General features: G+C 63.7%; 20 protein-coding genes. 16 read left to right on the top strand and 4 right to left on the bottom strand.

Features of this window, described 5'->3' with window-relative positions:
* Positions 1–193: 193 nt before the first annotated feature.
* Positions 194–451, bottom strand: a complete 258-nt coding sequence (locus tag ACE10W_RS31405; protein WP_028174561.1) for a DUF6894 family protein — start codon at positions 449–451, stop codon at positions 194–196.
* A gap of 265 nt (positions 452–716) precedes the next feature.
* Between ACE10W_RS31405 and pqqA the strand changes: the two genes are divergently transcribed.
* The 10 genes from pqqA (at position 717) to ACE10W_RS31455 (ending at position 10,756) form a co-directional block, all read left to right on the top strand.
* A complete protein-coding gene (pqqA, locus tag ACE10W_RS31410; RefSeq protein ID WP_007595659.1) occupies positions 717–797 on the top strand; it encodes a pyrroloquinoline quinone precursor peptide PqqA in 81 nt (26 codons plus the stop codon).
* Between the two features lie 147 nt (positions 798–944).
* The gene (pqqB, locus tag ACE10W_RS31415) at positions 945–1,874 is read left to right on the top strand and encodes a pyrroloquinoline quinone biosynthesis protein PqqB (protein ID WP_011089475.1); all 930 of its coding nucleotides are present in this window, start codon (positions 945–947) and stop codon (positions 1,872–1,874) included.
* On the top strand, positions 1,871–2,650 hold the full coding sequence (gene pqqC / locus ACE10W_RS31420; protein ID WP_011089476.1) for a pyrroloquinoline-quinone synthase PqqC: 780 nt from the start codon (positions 1,871–1,873) through the stop codon (positions 2,648–2,650). Before pqqB ends, pqqC begins: the two co-directional genes overlap by 4 nt.
* A 25-nt stretch (positions 2,651–2,675) precedes the next feature.
* Positions 2,676–2,987: a pyrroloquinoline quinone biosynthesis peptide chaperone PqqD gene (pqqD, locus tag ACE10W_RS31425; RefSeq protein ID WP_060908679.1), complete on the top strand. Its 312-nt coding sequence runs from the start codon at positions 2,676–2,678 to the stop codon at positions 2,985–2,987.
* The gene (pqqE, locus tag ACE10W_RS31430) at positions 2,984–4,183 is read left to right on the top strand and encodes a pyrroloquinoline quinone biosynthesis protein PqqE (protein WP_060908680.1); all 1,200 of its coding nucleotides are present in this window, start codon (positions 2,984–2,986) and stop codon (positions 4,181–4,183) included. The genes pqqD and pqqE overlap by 4 nt, the downstream gene beginning before the upstream one ends.
* The gene (gene pip / locus ACE10W_RS31435) at positions 4,173–5,159 is read left to right on the top strand and encodes a prolyl aminopeptidase (protein ID WP_161533614.1); all 987 of its coding nucleotides are present in this window, start codon (positions 4,173–4,175) and stop codon (positions 5,157–5,159) included. The genes pqqE and pip overlap by 11 nt, the downstream gene beginning before the upstream one ends.
* Before the next feature lie 13 nt (positions 5,160–5,172).
* Positions 5,173–5,850, top strand: coding sequence for a hypothetical protein (locus tag ACE10W_RS31440; protein ID WP_375762371.1), 678 nt, complete (start codon positions 5,173–5,175; stop codon positions 5,848–5,850).
* 237 nt (positions 5,851–6,087) lie between these two features.
* The gene (locus tag ACE10W_RS31445; RefSeq protein WP_028174556.1) at positions 6,088–7,887 is read left to right on the top strand and encodes an FAD-dependent oxidoreductase; all 1,800 of its coding nucleotides are present in this window, start codon (positions 6,088–6,090) and stop codon (positions 7,885–7,887) included.
* Entirely contained in the window at positions 7,857–9,704 is a 1,848-nt protein-coding gene (locus ACE10W_RS31450) for a 2-oxoacid:acceptor oxidoreductase subunit alpha (protein ID WP_375762372.1), read from the top strand. The genes ACE10W_RS31445 and ACE10W_RS31450 overlap by 31 nt, the downstream gene beginning before the upstream one ends.
* Positions 9,701–10,756 (top strand): 2-oxoacid:ferredoxin oxidoreductase subunit beta, encoded by a 1,056-nt coding sequence (locus ACE10W_RS31455; RefSeq protein WP_011089483.1) that lies wholly within the window; start codon positions 9,701–9,703, stop codon positions 10,754–10,756. The genes ACE10W_RS31450 and ACE10W_RS31455 overlap by 4 nt, the downstream gene beginning before the upstream one ends.
* Here the strand turns inward: ACE10W_RS31455 and ACE10W_RS31460 are convergent, their stop codons facing one another.
* The 3 genes from ACE10W_RS31460 to ACE10W_RS31470 all read right to left on the bottom strand — a co-directional run bounded on the left by ACE10W_RS31460 (position 10,757) and on the right by ACE10W_RS31470 (position 13,716).
* A complete protein-coding gene (locus tag ACE10W_RS31460) occupies positions 10,757–11,203 on the bottom strand; it encodes a DUF4399 domain-containing protein (protein WP_028174554.1) in 447 nt (148 codons plus the stop codon).
* Positions 11,204–11,220: 17 nt separating this feature from the next.
* Positions 11,221–12,753, bottom strand: a complete 1,533-nt coding sequence (locus tag ACE10W_RS31465; RefSeq protein ID WP_028174553.1) for an SUMF1/EgtB/PvdO family nonheme iron enzyme — start codon at positions 12,751–12,753, stop codon at positions 11,221–11,223.
* Between the two features lie 393 nt (positions 12,754–13,146).
* On the bottom strand, positions 13,147–13,716 hold the full coding sequence (locus tag ACE10W_RS31470) for an STM3941 family protein (protein ID WP_028174552.1): 570 nt from the start codon (positions 13,714–13,716) through the stop codon (positions 13,147–13,149).
* Between the two features lie 207 nt (positions 13,717–13,923).
* On the opposite strand from ACE10W_RS31470, the gene ACE10W_RS31475 reads away from it, so the two are divergent.
* The 6 genes from ACE10W_RS31475 to ACE10W_RS31500 all read left to right on the top strand — a co-directional run bounded on the left by ACE10W_RS31475 (position 13,924) and on the right by ACE10W_RS31500 (position 16,747).
* Positions 13,924–14,547: a hypothetical protein gene (locus ACE10W_RS31475; protein WP_028174551.1), complete on the top strand. Its 624-nt coding sequence runs from the start codon at positions 13,924–13,926 to the stop codon at positions 14,545–14,547.
* 41 nt (positions 14,548–14,588) lie between these two features.
* The gene (locus tag ACE10W_RS31480) at positions 14,589–15,038 is read left to right on the top strand and encodes a DsrE family protein (RefSeq protein WP_028174550.1); all 450 of its coding nucleotides are present in this window, start codon (positions 14,589–14,591) and stop codon (positions 15,036–15,038) included.
* A gap of 260 nt (positions 15,039–15,298) precedes the next feature.
* Positions 15,299–15,622, top strand: a complete 324-nt coding sequence (locus ACE10W_RS31485; protein WP_011089489.1) for a helix-turn-helix transcriptional regulator — start codon at positions 15,299–15,301, stop codon at positions 15,620–15,622.
* The gene (locus tag ACE10W_RS31490) at positions 15,619–16,050 is read left to right on the top strand and encodes an SRPBCC domain-containing protein (protein ID WP_011089490.1); all 432 of its coding nucleotides are present in this window, start codon (positions 15,619–15,621) and stop codon (positions 16,048–16,050) included. The genes ACE10W_RS31485 and ACE10W_RS31490 overlap by 4 nt, the downstream gene beginning before the upstream one ends.
* Positions 16,051–16,094: 44 nt before the next feature.
* Positions 16,095–16,307, top strand: a complete 213-nt coding sequence (locus ACE10W_RS31495) for a hypothetical protein (RefSeq protein WP_375762373.1) — start codon at positions 16,095–16,097, stop codon at positions 16,305–16,307.
* Positions 16,304–16,747: a DUF1801 domain-containing protein gene (locus ACE10W_RS31500; RefSeq protein ID WP_011089492.1), complete on the top strand. Its 444-nt coding sequence runs from the start codon at positions 16,304–16,306 to the stop codon at positions 16,745–16,747. The genes ACE10W_RS31495 and ACE10W_RS31500 overlap by 4 nt, the downstream gene beginning before the upstream one ends.
* The last annotated feature ends 16 nt before the right edge of the window (positions 16,748–16,763 follow it).

A 16,763-nucleotide genomic window follows, 5' to 3' on the forward strand; every position in this document is an offset into this window, starting at 1 on the left:
GGAACGCGGTAAAGCCATGCGGATTTCGCAGGGCGAAGGGCTCGGATTGCGGCATCTTTCGGCATTGCGCAGCGAAGCAATCCAGACTGTCTCCGCGGAACCGGTCTGGATTGCTTCGTCGCATCAGCGCAAAATTGCTTCGCAATTTTGTCGCGCGCTCCTCGCAATGACGTGGAGAGAGCGGCGGACCTCTCTAATGCCTCGTCGCGGACTGATCCGGCATGTCCAGCAGCGCTTCGGTGAAGGGAAACTCCAGCACGACTTCGCCGTCGACATCGGTGACCTCGATCACCGCCTCCAGCAGCGCCGGCTGGGTCCCTTCCGATCTCAGGACCTCCAGGATCATCTGGCGGGCGACCTCCCAGGCGCGATCGGGATTGCGCAGATCCTCGCCCTCGGGATCCACGATCAATTCATCGCCGATGCGGGTGTTGAAGAAATATTTGGGCATCACCGAGGTCCAGATTGGGTCGCCTGTAGCCGATTGGAAGCCGTTCCATACTCACAACTGGTTTATCCCGACAGGGATCACGACCTATCGGCAATTTTTCTTATGTCATTCGCTCAACTTTACGGCCGCAATACGCTCTCTTTGCAGTGCAACAATTCGGCCAGCCTACTACTTAGGTCGGGAAAATTTCACTGGCGAACTTTTCCACCCGCAGTAATTTAACCCGTGGGCGGATGCGTCCGAATTCACGAAAATGGAGAGCCAAATGGCCTGGAAAGCCCCGAAGATCGTCGAAGTGCCCTGCGGCATGGAAATCAACATGTATGTGAGCGCCACCCGCAAGTAAGCGGTTGGTGAGTTTGCGTTTGCGCAGGTGGTTCTTTCGGTCGGGCACTCTCGGCTACGATGTCTTCCGGTCACGATGCATTTCCGGAAGATAGATTTCGTGTCGGCCTGAGATCCACCTCGCGACGTTGCCTCCAGGAGACGGATCATGCTTCGCGTCGTCGTCCTGGGCGCCGGGGCCGGCGGCGGAGTGCCGCAATGGAATTGTGGCTGCGAAGGTTGCCGCACGGCCCGTGCCATCGGCGATGAGCTCTTGCGAACCCAGGCCTCGGTCGCCTTCAGCGGCGACGGTGAGCATTGGTTCCTGATCAACGCCTCCCCCGATCTGCGCCAGCAATTGAATGCCACGCCGCAACTGCACCCCAAGCCGGGCGCGCTGCGTCATACGCCGGTCGCGGGCGTGATCCTGACCAATGGCGAGGTCGATGCCGTGGCAGGCCTGCTGTCGATGCGCGAGGGCTCGCCCTTCACGGTCTATGCGCATGAGAAGGTGCTGGCGATCCTCAGCGCCAACAGCATCTTCAACGTGCTGAACGAGAAGAACGTGCGGCGCCAGCCGATCGCCATCAGCGAGCCGTTCGAGCCGCGGCTGGTTGACGGTGCGAGGTCTGGAATCGAGGTGTTGCCGTTCGCGGTCCCCGGCAAATCGGCCTGGTACCTGGAAGGCAAGGCGCATCCGGGCGGCGAGACCGGCGACGGCGATACGCTGGGGCTCAAGATCACCGACAAGACGACCGGCAAGTGCTTCTACTTCATCGCCGCCTGCGCCGAAGTGACCGACGCGCTCAAGGCCGAGATCGACGGCGCCGCGCTGGTGTTCTTCGACGGCACGGTCTGGCAGGACGACGAGATGATCAAAGCCGGGCTCGGCCACAAGACCGGCAAGAGCATGGGGCATGTCGCCATGTCCGGCGAGGACGGCGCGATCGCGCGGCTCGCCGATCTCGATATCGACAGGAAGCTGTTTCTGCATATCAATAACTCGAACCCGGCGCTGCTGCCCGCTTCACCCGAGCGGAAAGCGGCCGAGCAGGCGGGCTGGCAGATACCCGCGGATGGAACGGAGATCGTGCTGTGAATGCCGCATCACTGACTGGAATAACTGCGCTCTCGATCGGCAAGGACATCAAGCTCAACTCGGCCGAGGAGCTGGAAGCGGCGCTGCGCCATATCGGCGCGACCCGCTATCACAGCCTGCATCCGTTCCATAAGCTGCTGCACGGCGGCAAGCTGAACAAGGGCCAGGTGCAGGCCTGGGCGCTGAACCGCTACTATTACCAGAGCACGATCCCGATCAAGGACGCGGTGGTGATCTCGCGCTTCCGCGACCGCGCCACGCGCCTGGAATGGCGCCACCGCATCGAGGATCATGACGGCGATGTCGGCTCCGAAGGCGGCATCGAGCGCTGGCTGAAGCTGACCGAAGGCCTCGGCCTCGACACCGCCTATGTGGAATCCACCGAAGGCATTCTCCCCGCTACGCGCTTCGCGGTCGAGGCCTATGTCCACTACTGCCGCGAGAAGAGCCCGCTGGAGGCGATCGCCTCCTCGCTCACGGAACTGTTCGCGCCAAGCATCCACGAAGAGCGCATCGCCGGCATGTTGCAGCATTATGATTTCGTCAATCCTGATATCATGAGCTACTTCAAGCGCCGCCTCACGCAGGCGCCGCGCGATGCCAATTTCGCGCTCGAATATGTCAGGACGCATGCGAGGACGCCGGAGGAGCGTGCCTCCGTGTGCAATGCGCTGATCTTCAAGACCAACGTGCTGTGGGTGCAGCTCGATGCGCTCCAGCACGCCTATGTCGAGGGCCACATTCCGCCGGGCGCGTTCGTGCCCAAAGAAAACTAAAAAGGCGAGCTGAAGAGGAACTGTCATGGCCGGGCCGCGTCATATCAGCGTCAGCGAGGCGAGCCGCCCCGTGCTGCCGCGGCATGCCAAGCTGAAATACGACGAGACGCGCAAAGTGTGGGTGATCCTGGCGCCGGAACGCGTGCTGGCACCGGACGAGATCGCGGTCGAGGTCCTGCAGCTCTGCAACGGGGAGCGCAGCGTCGGCGACGTTTCCGACCAGCTGGCGGCGAAATACGCCGCGCCGCGCGAGGCGATCCTCACCGATGTCGTCGCCATGCTCCAGGATCTCGCCGACAAGGGCTTCCTCACCGAGGCCCGGGAGAAGACGTCATGAGCGATGTGCTCGGTAATCCCAAAATCCCGCCCGGGACAAGTGACAGCCTCGCGGTGCTGGAGAAGCAACGCTCGACGGCGGAGACCTTCGGCATTCCGCTCGCCGTGCTGCTCGAGATCACCCATCGCTGTCCGCTGCAATGTCCCTATTGCTCCAACCCGGTCGAGCTCGATCGCTCGGGCAAGGAACTGACGACCGAGGAGTGGAAGAAGGTGTTGAGCGAGCTCGCCGAGATCGGCGTGCTCCAGGTGCATTTCTCCGGCGGCGAGCCGACGGCGCGGAAGGATCTCGTCGAGCTGGTGAAGCATGCCAGCGACGTCGGCCTCTACACCAACCTCATCACCTCGGCCGTGCTGCTGACGCGCGAGCGGCTGAGCGAGCTGGCGGACGCCGGGCTCTGCCATGTGCAGATCAGCTTCCAGGGCGTCGAGGAGGGCCTTGCCGATCGCGTCGCCGGCTACCGGAACGCGCACCGCAAGAAGCTCGAAGTCGCGAAGTGGACGCGCGAGCTCGATCTGCCGCTCACCGTGAATGCGGTGATGCACCGGCAGAACCTGCACCAGCTCCCCGACATCATCCAGATGTCGATCGATCTCGACGCCGACCGGCTCGAGGTCGCCAACGTGCAATATTACGGCTGGGCGCTGAAGAACCGCGCCGCCTTGATGCCGACGGTGGCGCAGCTCGACGAATGTACCCGCCTCGTCGAGGAAGCGCGGGAACGGCTGAAGGGCCGGCTTTCGATCGACTACGTCGTGCCGGACTATTACGCGCTGCGGCCGAAGAAGTGCATGGGCGGCTGGGGCCGGCAGTTCTTCAACATCTCGCCGGCCGGCAAGGTGCTGCCCTGCCATGCCGCCGAGAGCATCACCGGGCTCGACTTCGAATCCGTGCGCTCCAACCACTCGATCGCCTGGATCTGGCAGAACTCCGAGGCCTTCAACCGCTATCGCGGCACCGGCTGGATGAAGGAGCCGTGCAAATCCTGCGAATTCCGCGAGATCGATTTCGGCGGCTGCCGCTGCCAGGCCTTCGCGCTGACGGGCGATGCCGCCAACACCGATCCGGCCTGTGCGCTGTCGCCGCTGCACGAGACCATCTTCAAGCAGGCCGAGCGCGAGGCCGAGGGCGAGACCAACCGCTTCCTCTACCGCAACTTCGCCGGCGGTACCCTGGAACCCGAGAATGACGCCTGACGCCGACGCGGCCAGCTCACTCAGGCGTGCCGATCCCTTTGCGCCGCTGACCTCCGACATGCTCGACGTCGGCGACGGCTTTGAGCTCTATGTCGAGAGCGTCGGCCGCGCCGGCGGAATCCCTGCGATCTACCTGCATGGCGGGCCCGGCAGCGGCTGCCAGCCCGATCATCGCCGGCTTTTTGATCCTGAGCGCCTCCATGCCGTGCTGTTCGACCAGCGCGGCTGCGGCCGCAGCCGGCCGAAGGGCTCGCGCGAGCACAACACCACGGCGCATCTGATCGCGGACATGGAGAAGATCCGCGAGAAATTCGGCTTCGAACGCTGGATCGTGGTCGGCGGCTCCTGGGGCGCGACGCTGGCGCTGGCGTATGCGCAGGCGCATCCCGAGCGCGTCTCCGGCATCGCGCTGCGCGCGACCTTCCTGGGCACGCGGGCGGAAGTCGTCACCGGCTTCACCGTGCGCCTGCCGCATTTCTATCCCGGGCTGCACGAGGATTTTCTCAGCGTGCTGCCGCCCGAGGAGCGGGACCGGCCGGTGGACGCCTACTGGCGCCGCATCCTCGATGCCGATCCGGCCGTGCATGGACCGGCGGCGCGGGCCTGGCACGATACCGAGCGCATCTTGTCCGAGCACAAGCCCGCACGGACGCGGCTCGACCTCGCCTCGCTGAACGTCTGGCGCACATTGCCGGCGACCCCGTTCATGGAAGCGCACTACTTCGTCAACGACAGCTTCATGACCGCAAACCAGCTTCTGCAGAATGCAGGGAGGCTCGCCGGCATTCCCGGCATCATCATCCAGGGCCGCTACGACCTGCTGTGCCCGCCCGAGACAGCGCATGCGCTCGCGAAAGTCTGGCCGGGTTCCGAGCTTCGCATCGTGGAAGAAGCCGGGCATTCGCTCTATGATACCGGCGTGAGGGACGCGGTCATGAAGTCGATCGCGGACCTTGCCTCGAAGTCCGCGCGATGAGAGGACAAGAAAAATGCCGCTCGCCGGGAAAGGCATGCTGCTGACGTCGATGAATATCGACGCGGCCGATGAGGCCGATTTCAACCGCTGGTACGATCGCGAGCATCTGGAAGAGCGTGTCGCGATCGAGGGATTCCTGGAAGCGCGGCGCTATGTCGCGCACGCCGCCAATCCCAAATATCTCTGCCTCTATTCGACCGCGACGCTCGACGTGCTCGACAGCCCCGCCTACCGGGCAAGGCTCGCGAGCCCGACCGACTGGTCGCGGCAGACCATGGCGCGTTTCAAGGACATGCTGCGCGTCGTCGCGCGCGTCACCATCAGCAACGGCAGCGGACGCGGAGCTGCGCTCGGCGTGGTGCGGCTGCGGCCGACGCCCGACAACGCCGCGCCATGGCGTGATGCGCTGCAAGAAAGGCTGGCGCCGGAAAAGCGCGACGGCATCATCTCGATGCATCTGCTCGAGAGCGAGCCGGAATTGTCGGGCGCAGCGCCCGGGATTCCGGCAGTGCGCAACGAAGGTGCACGCGACTGGTTCGTGCTGATCGACGGCACGCATGTCGGCACGGTCTCGGCTGTCATTGCCGAACGCTTCACCGGCCCCGCCGCATCGCCCTTCCCGCTTCCCGTCTCCGTCGGCACCTACGCGCTGATGTGGGACCTCGCGAAGAGCGACATCGCGCACCGCTGACGCGCCTCCATGCACCGCAACATATTGCACCGCCGCATTGCTGCGCGCAGCCGTTAATGCTGTGCACGCGCAGCTCCCATGAAAGCGGGTGATCCCCCAAATTTGCCGTTGTACTTCGGAAGAGTTCTAATAAGCTAACCCAATGACGTCATTCAGAAACCAGATCGACGCGCGTTAAGCGTTCGCCAAGCTCAGAAGAGGCCGCCGGGTCTTTGGGCCTGCGCGGACAGGGTAGGAATGAAACCGACCGATATCGCGGCCCCCGACTACTTTCACAAAGTGGTCGACTGTCAGTGGGCCTGTCCTGCACACACCCCGGTTCCCGAATACATCCGACTGATCGCCCAAGGCCGTTACAGCGACGCCTACATGATCAATTGGAAATCGAACGTGTTTCCCGGAATCCTGGGACGCACCTGCGATCGTCCGTGCGAGCCGGCGTGCCGCCGCGGACGCGTCGAGGAAACACCGGTCGCGATCTGCCGCCTCAAGCGCGTCGCAGCCGACTTCAAGGACGACATCTCGCAGCGCCTGCCGCGCCCTTCGCCGAAGAACGGCAAGCGCGTCGCGCTGGTCGGCGGCGGTCCGGCCTCGCTGACGGTGGCGCGCGATCTGGCGCCGCTCGGCTATCACTGCACCGTGTTCGATGCCGATCCGGAAGCCGGTGGCATGATGCGCTCGCAGATCCCGAAGTTCCGGCTGCCCAATTCCGTCATCGACGAGGAGACCGGCTACATCCTCAATCTCGGCGTCGAGTTCAAAGGCGGTCACCGCATCGAGAGCATGAAGGCGCTGCTCACGGAGAAGTACGACGCGATCTTCGTCGGCTCCGGCGCGCCGCGCGGCCGCGAGCTCGACATTCCCGGCCGCAAGGAGGCCGCCGCCAATATCCATATCGGCATCGACTGGCTGTCCTCCGTTTCGTTCGGTCACACCGACAAGATCGGCAAGCGCGTGATCGTGCTCGGCGGCGGCAACACCGCGATGGATTGCTGCCGCACCGCGCGCCGCCTCGGCGGCGAGAAAGTCACGGTGATCGTGCGCTCCGGCTTTGAGGAGATGAAGGCCTCGCCGTGGGAGAAGGAGGACGCGATCCACGAGGATATTCCGATCCTCAACTACATGGTGCCGGTGGCATTCAAGCATGTCGCCGGCAAGCTCATCGGCGTCACCTTCCAGCACGTCAAAGCCGAATACGACGCCAAAGGCCGCCGCAACCTGGTGCCTTCGGGCGACCCCGAGCAGACCATTCCCTGCGACGACGTGCTGGTCGCGGTCGGCCAGGAGAACGCCTTCCCCTGGATCGAGCGCGACTGCGGCATCGCGTTCGACAAGTGGAATATGCCGCAGGTCGACCCCAAGACCTTCGTCTCGACCAACCCCAAGGTCTTCTTCGGCGGCGACGCCGCTTTCGGCCCGAAGAACATCATCTGGGCGGTGGCGCAGGGCCATGACGCCGCGCTGTCGATCCACAGACTGCTGTCGGGCGAGGACATCACCGAGCGGCCGCTGCCGGAGGTGCACGTCTCCTCGCAGAAGATGGGCATCCACGAATGGAGCTATGACAACGACATCTCCGTCGACAAGCGCTTCAAGGTGCCGCACCGCGACAAGGTGATCGCGCTGAAGGACATCCGCACCGAGGTCGAGCTCGGCTACGACGTCAAGCTCGCGCTCGGCGAAGCCCATCGCTGCCTGAACTGCGACGTACAGACGGTGTTCTCGACCTCGCTCTGCATCGAGTGCGATGCCTGCGTCGATATCTGCCCGATGGACTGCATCACCTTCACGGAGAATGGCGAGGAAGCCGATCTGCGCCAGCGCCTGAAGGCGCCCTCGCCGCACCCCGACCAGGATCTTTACGTGTCCTCCGATCTCAAGACCGGACGCGTGATGGTGAAGGACGAGGATGTCTGCCTGCATTGCGGGCTGTGCGCCGAGCGTTGTCCCACCGGAGCCTGGGACATGCAGAAATATTTGATCGAAATGACTCACGCAGGTTCAGCATGTCCGACAAAAAGCCGATCAGCAGCGTAAACGACTTCGTCGTCCGCTTCGCCAACGTCAACGGCTCGGGCTCGGCCAGCGCCAACGAGATGTTCGCGCGCGCGATCCTGCGCCATGGCGTGCCGGTCTCCCCGCGCAACATCTTCCCCTCCAACATCCAGGGCCTGCCGACCTGGTACGAGGTGCGGGTGACGGAGGACGGCCATCTCGGCGCCCGCGGCGGTGTCGACATGATGGTGGCGATGAACCCGCAGACCTGGGACAAGGACGTCGCCGGTATCGAGCCCGGCGGCTATCTGTTCTACGATTCCACCAAGCCGATGCCGTCGACGAGATTCCGCGACGACATCACCGTGATCGGCGTGCCGCTCACCGCGATCACCAACTCGACCTACACCGATCCGCGCCAGCGCCAGCTGTTCAAGAACATCATCTATCTCGGCGCGCTCTCGGCGCTGCTCGACATGGACGCCAAGCTGATCGAGCAGCTGATCGGCGAGCAGTACAAGGGCAAGGAGAAGCTGCTCTCCTCCAACGTCCACGCGCTGCATCTCGGCCGCGACTGGGCCTTGCAGAACCTGAAATGCCCGATCGGGCTGCGGGTGAAGAAGTCCGACAAGGTGGGCGACCGCATCTTCATCGAGGGCAACAGCGCCGCCGCGCTCGGCGCCGTCTATGGCGGCGCCACGGTGTGCGCGTGGTATCCGATCACGCCGTCCTCGTCGGTGGCGGAAGCCTTCACCGCTCATTGCAAGAAGTACCGGCACGACCCTGAGACCGGCAAGGCGAAATACGCCATCGTGCAGGGCGAGGACGAGCTTGCCTCGATCGGCATCGTGATCGGCGCCTCCTGGAACGGCGCCCGCGCCTTCACCGCGACCTCCGGCCCCGGCATCTCGCTGATGACCGAGTTCATCGGCCTTTCATATTTTGCCGAGATCCCGGCCGTGATCATGAACATCCAGCGCGCCGGGCCTTCGACGGGCATGCCGACCCGCACCCAGCAATGCGACATCATCGCCTGCGCCTATGCTTCGCACGGCGACACCAAGCATGTGCTGCTGTTCCCGGAAGATCCGGCGGAGGCGTTCGAGTTCGCAGCCGCCGCCTTCGATCTCGCCGAGCGGCTGCAGACCACGATCTTCCTGATGCTCGACCTCGACATCGGCATGAACCACCGCCTCTGCCGCCCGCTGAAGTGGGACGATGCGCGGCAGTATGACCGCGGCAAGATCATGACCGCGGAGATGCTGGAGGAAGGCCGCGACTTCGGCCGCTATCTCGACGTCGACGGCGACGGCATCCCCTACCGCACCTATCCCGGCACGCATCCGACCAAGGGCTCCTATTTTACCCGCGGTACGTCCCGGGATCGCTATGCGCGCTACTCCGAGGAAGGCCCGGTCTACGCCGACAACATGCAGCGCCTGGTGCGCAAGTTCGAGACCGCGCAGGACCTCGTGCCGCGGCCGCTGCAGGCCAATGCGGAACGGCCGACCAAATATGGCGTGATCTTTTTCGGGTCCACCTCCCCCGCGATGGACGAGGCGATCGGATTGCTCGAGGCACGCGGGCATCAGCTTGATCGCCTGCGCATCCGTGCCTTCCCGTTCCACTCGAGCGTGGCGAGCTTCCTCGCCGAGCACGATTTCGTCTACGTGGTCGAGCAGAACCGCGACAGCCAGCTCCGCCAGCTCATCGTCAACGAGAACGGCATCGATCCCGTCCGCCTCGTGCCGATCGTGCATTACGACGGCTCACCAATCACCGCCCGTTTCATCGCAAAAGCCATTGGCGATCACCAGGATCAACTCAAGGTGACCCCGCTCCGCAAGGCCGTATCATGACCTATATTGCCAAGCCGAAATTCCATCATCCGGGCCTCAAGAAGAACGAGCTCGGCTACACCCATCGCGACTACGAGGGCAAGATCTCGACGCTGTGCGCCGGCTGCGGCCACGATTCGATCACGGCCTCGATCATCGAGGCCTGCTATGAGCTGTCGATCGAGCCGCACCGGGTGGCGAAGATCTCCGGCATCGGCTGCTCGTCGAAGACGCCGGACTATTTCCTCGGCAATTCGCACGGCTTCAACTCCGTGCACGGCCGCATGCCCAGCGTGCTGACCGGCGCCAACCTCGCCAATCGCGACCTGATCTATCTCGGCGTGTCCGGCGACGGCGATTCCGCCTCGATCGGCTTCGGCCAGTTCGCGCATTCGATCCGGCGCGCCGTCAACATGACCTATATCGTCGAGAACAACGGCGTCTACGGCCTCACCAAGGGCCAGTTCTCGGCGACCGCCGACCGCGGCTCGAAGTCCAAGAAGGGCGTGACCAACACCGACAACGCCATCGACCTCGTGGCGATCGCGCTGCAACTGGGCGCAACCTTCGTGGCGCGCTCGTTCTCCGGCGACAAGACCCAGCTCGTGCCGCTGATCGCGGCCGCGATCCGCCACAAGGGCGCGTCCTTCATCGACGTCATCAGCCCCTGCATCGCCTTCAACAACCATGCCGGCTCGACCAAGAGCTTTGACTATGTCCGCGAGCACAACGACGCCGTGAACCGGCTCGACGTGCTGGTCGGTCGCGATCCGATCGCCGTGGACTACGCGCCGGGCACGGTGCAATTGGTCGAGCAGCATGACGGCAGCAAGATCGCGCTGCGCAAGATCGACGCGGACTACGATCCGCATGACCGGCTCGGCGCCCAGACCTTCCTCGCGAAGCACGCCGCCAAGGGCCAGATCGTCACCGGCCTGCTCTATGTCGATCCCGACGCGGAAGACCTGCACGCGCATCTCAACACGGTCGAGACGCCGCTCAATACGCTGGAAGCGGACACGCTGTGCCCGGGCTCGGCGGCCCTGGACAAGTTCAACGCCAGCCTGCGGTGATCATCTGCCGCGCTGAGGCAGCGGCCTGACGCGCACGGTGATCTTGTCCGACACGACAGGCGGCTCGAACGGATAGTGCTTCGCGTCGCCCAGCACCAGTTGAAGGGTATGGGTCCCGGGCGGAAGCTCGAGAAATGTTTCGGTCTGCCCTGCCCCGAAATGCAGATGCGACTTGTCCTGCGGGATCGGCTCCTTCGGATCGATGGGGTCGCTGACGTCGACCAGCAAATGATGATGGCCGGCGTTCTGGTAGTCGTCGCCGGCATGCGTCACGCCCATGTTGCGCAAGCCGAACCGGACCAGGAAACCGGCGCGCACCCTTTGCCCGTCATACGGGGTGATGAAATAAACCTTTGCGTCCTTTGGAGCAGCCTTACCCTGCGAGAAGGCCACGCCCGGGAGCAATGTGAGCACCGCCGACAGCGCAACGCAGCGAAGGATTTGCATCGGATCTACTCCTGCACTCAAGGACCGAGCGCGACGCGGAATCCATGCGTCGGGTAACGAACATTGGTATCGTAACCGTCGCGGTTGGACGGCCGCACGTATCTCGAATCGTTCTTCCAGGAGCCCGAGCGCAGGACGTGCGAACTGCAGTCCCCACCGCTCCATGCCGAACCGTCATTGGGCGCGCCTTGATAAGTCCTGTGCCAGCAATCGGCGACCCACTGATCGACGCCGCCGCCCATATCGTAGAGTCCAAATGGATTGGGTTTGAAGCTGCCGACCTTCGACGGCTGCTCGGCGGCTGCGTCACCGCAATCCTTGCACCCGGCCATGCCCGGCTGGAGCTTGTCGCCCCACCAATATTTGCTCTGCGTTCCGCCGCGCGCCGCATATTCCCATTCCGCTTCGCTCGGAAGCCGGTACGGCTTCTTCGTCGCCTGCGCCAGCCAGGCCGCATATTGCTGGGCATCGGTCCAGCTTACATTCGTGACGGGGGCGTCGTCCTTCCCGATCGCCGTAAAGCCACACGCCTTTGCGGCGGCGCATTCATTCCACTCCCGCACCGTCACAGGGTATTTGCTGATCGAGAATGGCTTGATCGCGACCTGGTGAACAGGGCGTTCGGTCGGATCGTCGTTGCTTCCCATCGTGAAGCTACCGCCGCGAATGGCGGTCATGTCCGGCTCGCTGGCGGGCGTCGGCGATTGGCTGGGCGTCGGCGTCGGTGCCGGCGGCGCAGGTGAAGCCAACGAGGGCGACGGTTGCGGCGTCGGCACGGCCGATTCGCGCGCCGGAGGCTGCTGGACAGGAGATGCGACCGGAGAGGCAGTCGGCGTGGCGGCCTGCTCGCTTCCCTTGCCGGGCGGCTGCGCCAGAAGATACCAGAGCACGCCGGCTGCGCTGACCAGCAACGTCAAGCTGAGGAGAAAGATCAAGGTATTCTCGCGCCGGCCTCGCGTCCCGCCGACGGCATCTGCGTCGGGCAGGACGCGATAGATGCGTACGGGGTCGGTGATGTTCTTCACCTTGCGGTCGCCAAGGGCCTCGTAGCCGCACACCACCTTGTGCTTGATCTGCTCGTAGATCGCGCCCGAGATGTAGACCTGACCGGGCTCGGCAATGCCCTCGATACGCGTGGCGATGTTGACGCCATCGCCGTAAACGTCGTCCGGCTCGATGATGACATCGCCGAGATTGACGCCAATTCGGTACTCGATCCGGGAGTGCTTCGGAAGCGAGGCATTGCGGCCGATGAGATTCTGCTGGATGACGATGCTGCAGCGAACGGCCTCAACAGGGCTATCGAAGATAGCGATGAAGCCGTCGCCCGTCGTCTTCACCAGGCTTCCATGGTGCTCGACGATACTGGGCTCGATGAGGTCCCGCTCAATCCGCTTGACGCGGACATGCGTGCCTTCCTCGTCGGCCTGCATCAAGCGGCTGTAGGAAGCGATGTCACCGACAATGATTGCTGCGAGACGACGAGGCATGGCGCCGTGCGAAGGCGGCTCGTTCTGATTCCCGGATCTGAAGTTGCGAATTTCGCCCATTGCGCGGGGACTCCACAAACTTACAAAGGCCGCCCCACCCTACGATTTCGAGAAGCAATCGTCTGTGAAGGCTATCACATTGACAAACTGGGACAATGTCGAAGGACTCGCGACATCGAGTTCCAGGGAGCGACGACCTTGAACCCTTCCGGTCCAACCAGCGACTAAAGCACCGCTCGGAACATCCATCTCATGTCGGTCCAGTGATGACGATGTCTGGGAGGAGCGAACGTGAACGCGCCGCGCTTACCCTGCGACTAACGGCCCGCCTGGGCTTCCGCTATCGCCATCGCAGCGACGATTTCGACTCCAGCGGGTCGTGCGGCAGCCACGCGGTGCTTCTCACTCAGGGCGACGGAGTCCGCCACTGGTTCAGCCAAGACACATCGGGCTTCAATGGACAGGCTCGGGCTCAGCTGCGGCGCGACCCGAATATGCCAACCGGCCGGCCGTCCAGTATTGCTTGCAGGTCTCGAACAGCGTTTCGCCGTCCATGGTCAGGCCGCCCGTGACGAGCACGCCGTCCGCGCCAATGGGCTTGTTCAGCAGCGACAAGACGCGCTTCAGAAAGCCGCCTTCGAACCGCCCGGCAAGAAGAGGATCGACCTGAAGAACGACGATCTTCTGGCTGCGATACCGAAAGATCGATATGTCCCTCACCGATCTCCACGAGATGGTGTCATCGGCGATCCTGGTGTCGCGAATGCCGATACGGGTGATGAAGAGGACCGGCTCCCTGGCGGAGATCAATGTCGAGAGCGTCTTGCAGGTGGTCAGGCCGAAAAACACGATGCCGAAATAGCTGAGCGCGATCTGGATCGTGGCGATGTCCTTGCCATAGTGCCAGCTGAATGCGAGCGCGCCGCACAGCAGCGTCGCCAGCAGGCTGGCTCCCAGCAACTTGAACAGCCGCGCAAGGGAATAGCCGATCGCAAGGTTGGGCAAGTTCTGACTTATGGACATTTTGACCGCCACCAGTCATCTGCAACAACCAGGGGCTTACCAACCCCCCTCCTTCCAAATTGTTACAGCGGGAACCTTGCGCGAGGCTGCCCGCGAGGCGTGCGGCCAGGAACGCTTGAACGCAACGCTTTCCGCCCGCGACTAACGGCCAATCGGCCCTGACCGTCCCGCCGCGGGCCGTCAACGGCTCACGCGTTCGGTGCGACCATGAAGCTTGCCCTCCTCCTGCCGCTTGTCCTTGCCGCATTCACCGGCCTCGCCCACGCCGATGAGGCCGATAAAGTCCGGGAAACCACAAAGGCCGAAGCCGACGCCTTCACGGCCCGAATCTATGCGGGAGCGCCGGGTGACAAGGCCTATGCCTGCTTCGTCCGCCGCTACGATGCCGAGCATCTGGCGCGGCATCCCAAGCAGAAGGTCGCGTCGATGAAGCTGCTGATCTCCGCGGAAACCGACAAGGAGGACAAGCAACTCCACAATTCCTTCCGCCTGGGCTTCCGCTATCGCCATCGCAGCGGCGATTTCGACTCCAGCGGGTCATGCGGCAGCCACGCGGTGCTTCTCACGGAGGGCGACGAAGTCCGCATGGGCTGCGGGGTCGACTGCGAAGGCGGTGGCATCGAAGTGGCGCTGTCCAAGGACAACAGGTCCGCCATCATCCGGCTCGAACAGGTCAGGGTCTGGCAGAACAACAAGCCGGATGACGAGGCCGAGCAATCGCTGGTCGCCGGCGCCGACGACAAGATTTTCCGCCTCGACCGCACCGACAATGGCGAGTGCGCCTCGCTGGTGACCGACCGCAAGGAACTCGCCGCGCTCCGCCACAAGTGATATGTGTCCGGCAAATTCGGGCGTAGCCGAGGGAGATCGCCATGAACCGCCGGAACATCCTGTGGAGCGCCGTTTCAGCGCTAGGTGCGGCGCTCGGCGCCTCCCGCGCACAGGCCGCGACCGAGGCTCCGCCGTCGAACAGGCTCAAGGTCGTCTATCACCTCAGCGACGCCGAGAAGGTCAATTTCGTGCTCGGCAACATCCAGAACCACATCGACGGCGTCGGCGGCCCCGAGCACGTCACGATCGCGCTGGTGATCCACGGGCCGGCGCTGAAGGCGTTTCACTCGGCGCAGGCCAACCCCGATGTCAGCAAGCGCGTCGGCGAGTTCTCCAAGGACGGCGTCGAGCTCGCGGCCTGCGGCAACACGATGAAGGCGCAGAACGTCACGCTGACGGATCTGCTGCCGGGCTTCGTCAGCGCGGAGAAAGGCGGCGTGGTCCGCTTGGCCGAGCTCCAGTCGCAGGGATATCTCTATCTGCGGCCTTAGAGCACTGCTGTTGCCACGAAAAAGGTGCGCTCCCTCCCCCGCTCGCGGGGGAGGGCTCGGGAGAGGGTGTCTCCGCGATCGAGAACCCCCAAGAGGAGAGAACCCCTCACCCGGCGCTTTGCGCCGACCTCTCCCGCAAGCGGGAGAGGTGCAGCGGAGCCTGCGGCCGGTATCGAAATCCAATAGCCCCAAACACGCTTGACTTACCCATAACCCTGCGGTTATGAATTGATCCATAACTGAATGGTTATGGAATTTGCATGTCCACCGCCCCCGACCTCCTGTTCAGGACGCTCGCCGATCCGACCCGGCGGGCGATCTTCGAGCGGTTGTGCCGCGAGGGCGAGCAGACGGTCGGGGCACTGACCGCACGGTCGGGCGTTTCCCAGCCGGCGGTCTCGAAACATCTCGGCGCGCTGAAGCAGGCCGGCCTCGTGCGCGACCGCCATGAAGGACGCCAGACCCATTACAGCGCCCAGCCCGGTGCGCTCAATCCGCTGCTCGACTGGACCAGCCAGATGGCCGGGTTCTGGCAGAACCGGCTCGACGCACTCGACGATCTCCTGAAGAGGATGGACCAATGACCGAAACCTCAAGCGAGACCCGCGCCGTCGTCATCGAGCGCGAATTTGCCTTTCCGGCCGAGCGGATCTGGCGCGCGCTGACACAGCCGCACCTGATCGAGGAATGGCTGATGAAGAACGACTTCAAGCCGTCAGTCGGCCATCGCTTCAATCTTCGCGGCGAATGGGGCGGCGTGCTGGACTGCGAGGTGCTCACCATCGAGCCGCAGAAGACGCTCGCCTACACCTGGAATTTCGCGCATGAGGACGCGGCGTTCGACTTGCGAAGCGTCGTCACCTTCACGCTGACACCGACGAATGCGGGCACGCATCTGCGCGTCGAGCAGGCGGGCTTCAGCCCGACGCAGAAGCAGGCCTATGGCGGCGCGCATGCCGGCTGGAAGCAGTTTCTCACCAAGCTGGACGAGCTGCTGGCGCGACCGGATTGAGCCGGCGGCGTACATCCATTCCGACCATTGCAAAGGAGGTCTCGTTGAACATTCGACAAATCCATCGCTGGCTGTCCATCGCCTTCACGATCGCCGTCATCGCGAACATCGTCGCGATGACCATGCAGATCCAGGCCATGTGGATCGGTTTCCTGGCGCTCGTCCCGCTGATCCCGCTGCTCGCGACCGGGCTGTATCTGTTTGCGCTGCCCTATCTTGACCGGCGCAGCGGCATGCAGCGCGAGGCGAGGTCATGAAGAAGGCCGCCGCGATGAAGACAAGCAGCCCGAAGGACGCGGACGGAGCGTCGGCGTCCAAGTTGATCGACGGCAGGATCAAGGAGCTCGGCGACTGGCGCGGCGAGATGCTCGGGCGGATTCGCGCCCTGATCAAGGACGCCGACCCTGACGTGGTCGAGGAATGGAAGTGGCGCGGCGTTCCCGTGTGGGAGCACGACGGCATCATCTGCACCGGCGAAACCTACAAGGCCGTCGTGAAGCTGACCTTTGCAAAGGGTGCGGCGCTCGATGACCCGGCCGGCCTGTTCAATTCCAGCCTCGACGGCAATGTGCGGCGCGCGATCGATATTCGCGAAGGCGAGAAAATCAACGAGAAAGCGCTGAAGGCGCTGATCCGCGCAGCCGTGGCCCTGAACGCGTCCAAGGTGAAGAAGAAGCCAGCGAAGACGAAAGCGTGATGAGCTGAGGTCAAAT

This window comes from Bradyrhizobium sp. B025 (genome assembly GCF_042257955.1).
GTDB lineage: Bacteria > Pseudomonadota > Alphaproteobacteria > Rhizobiales > Xanthobacteraceae > Bradyrhizobium > Bradyrhizobium diazoefficiens.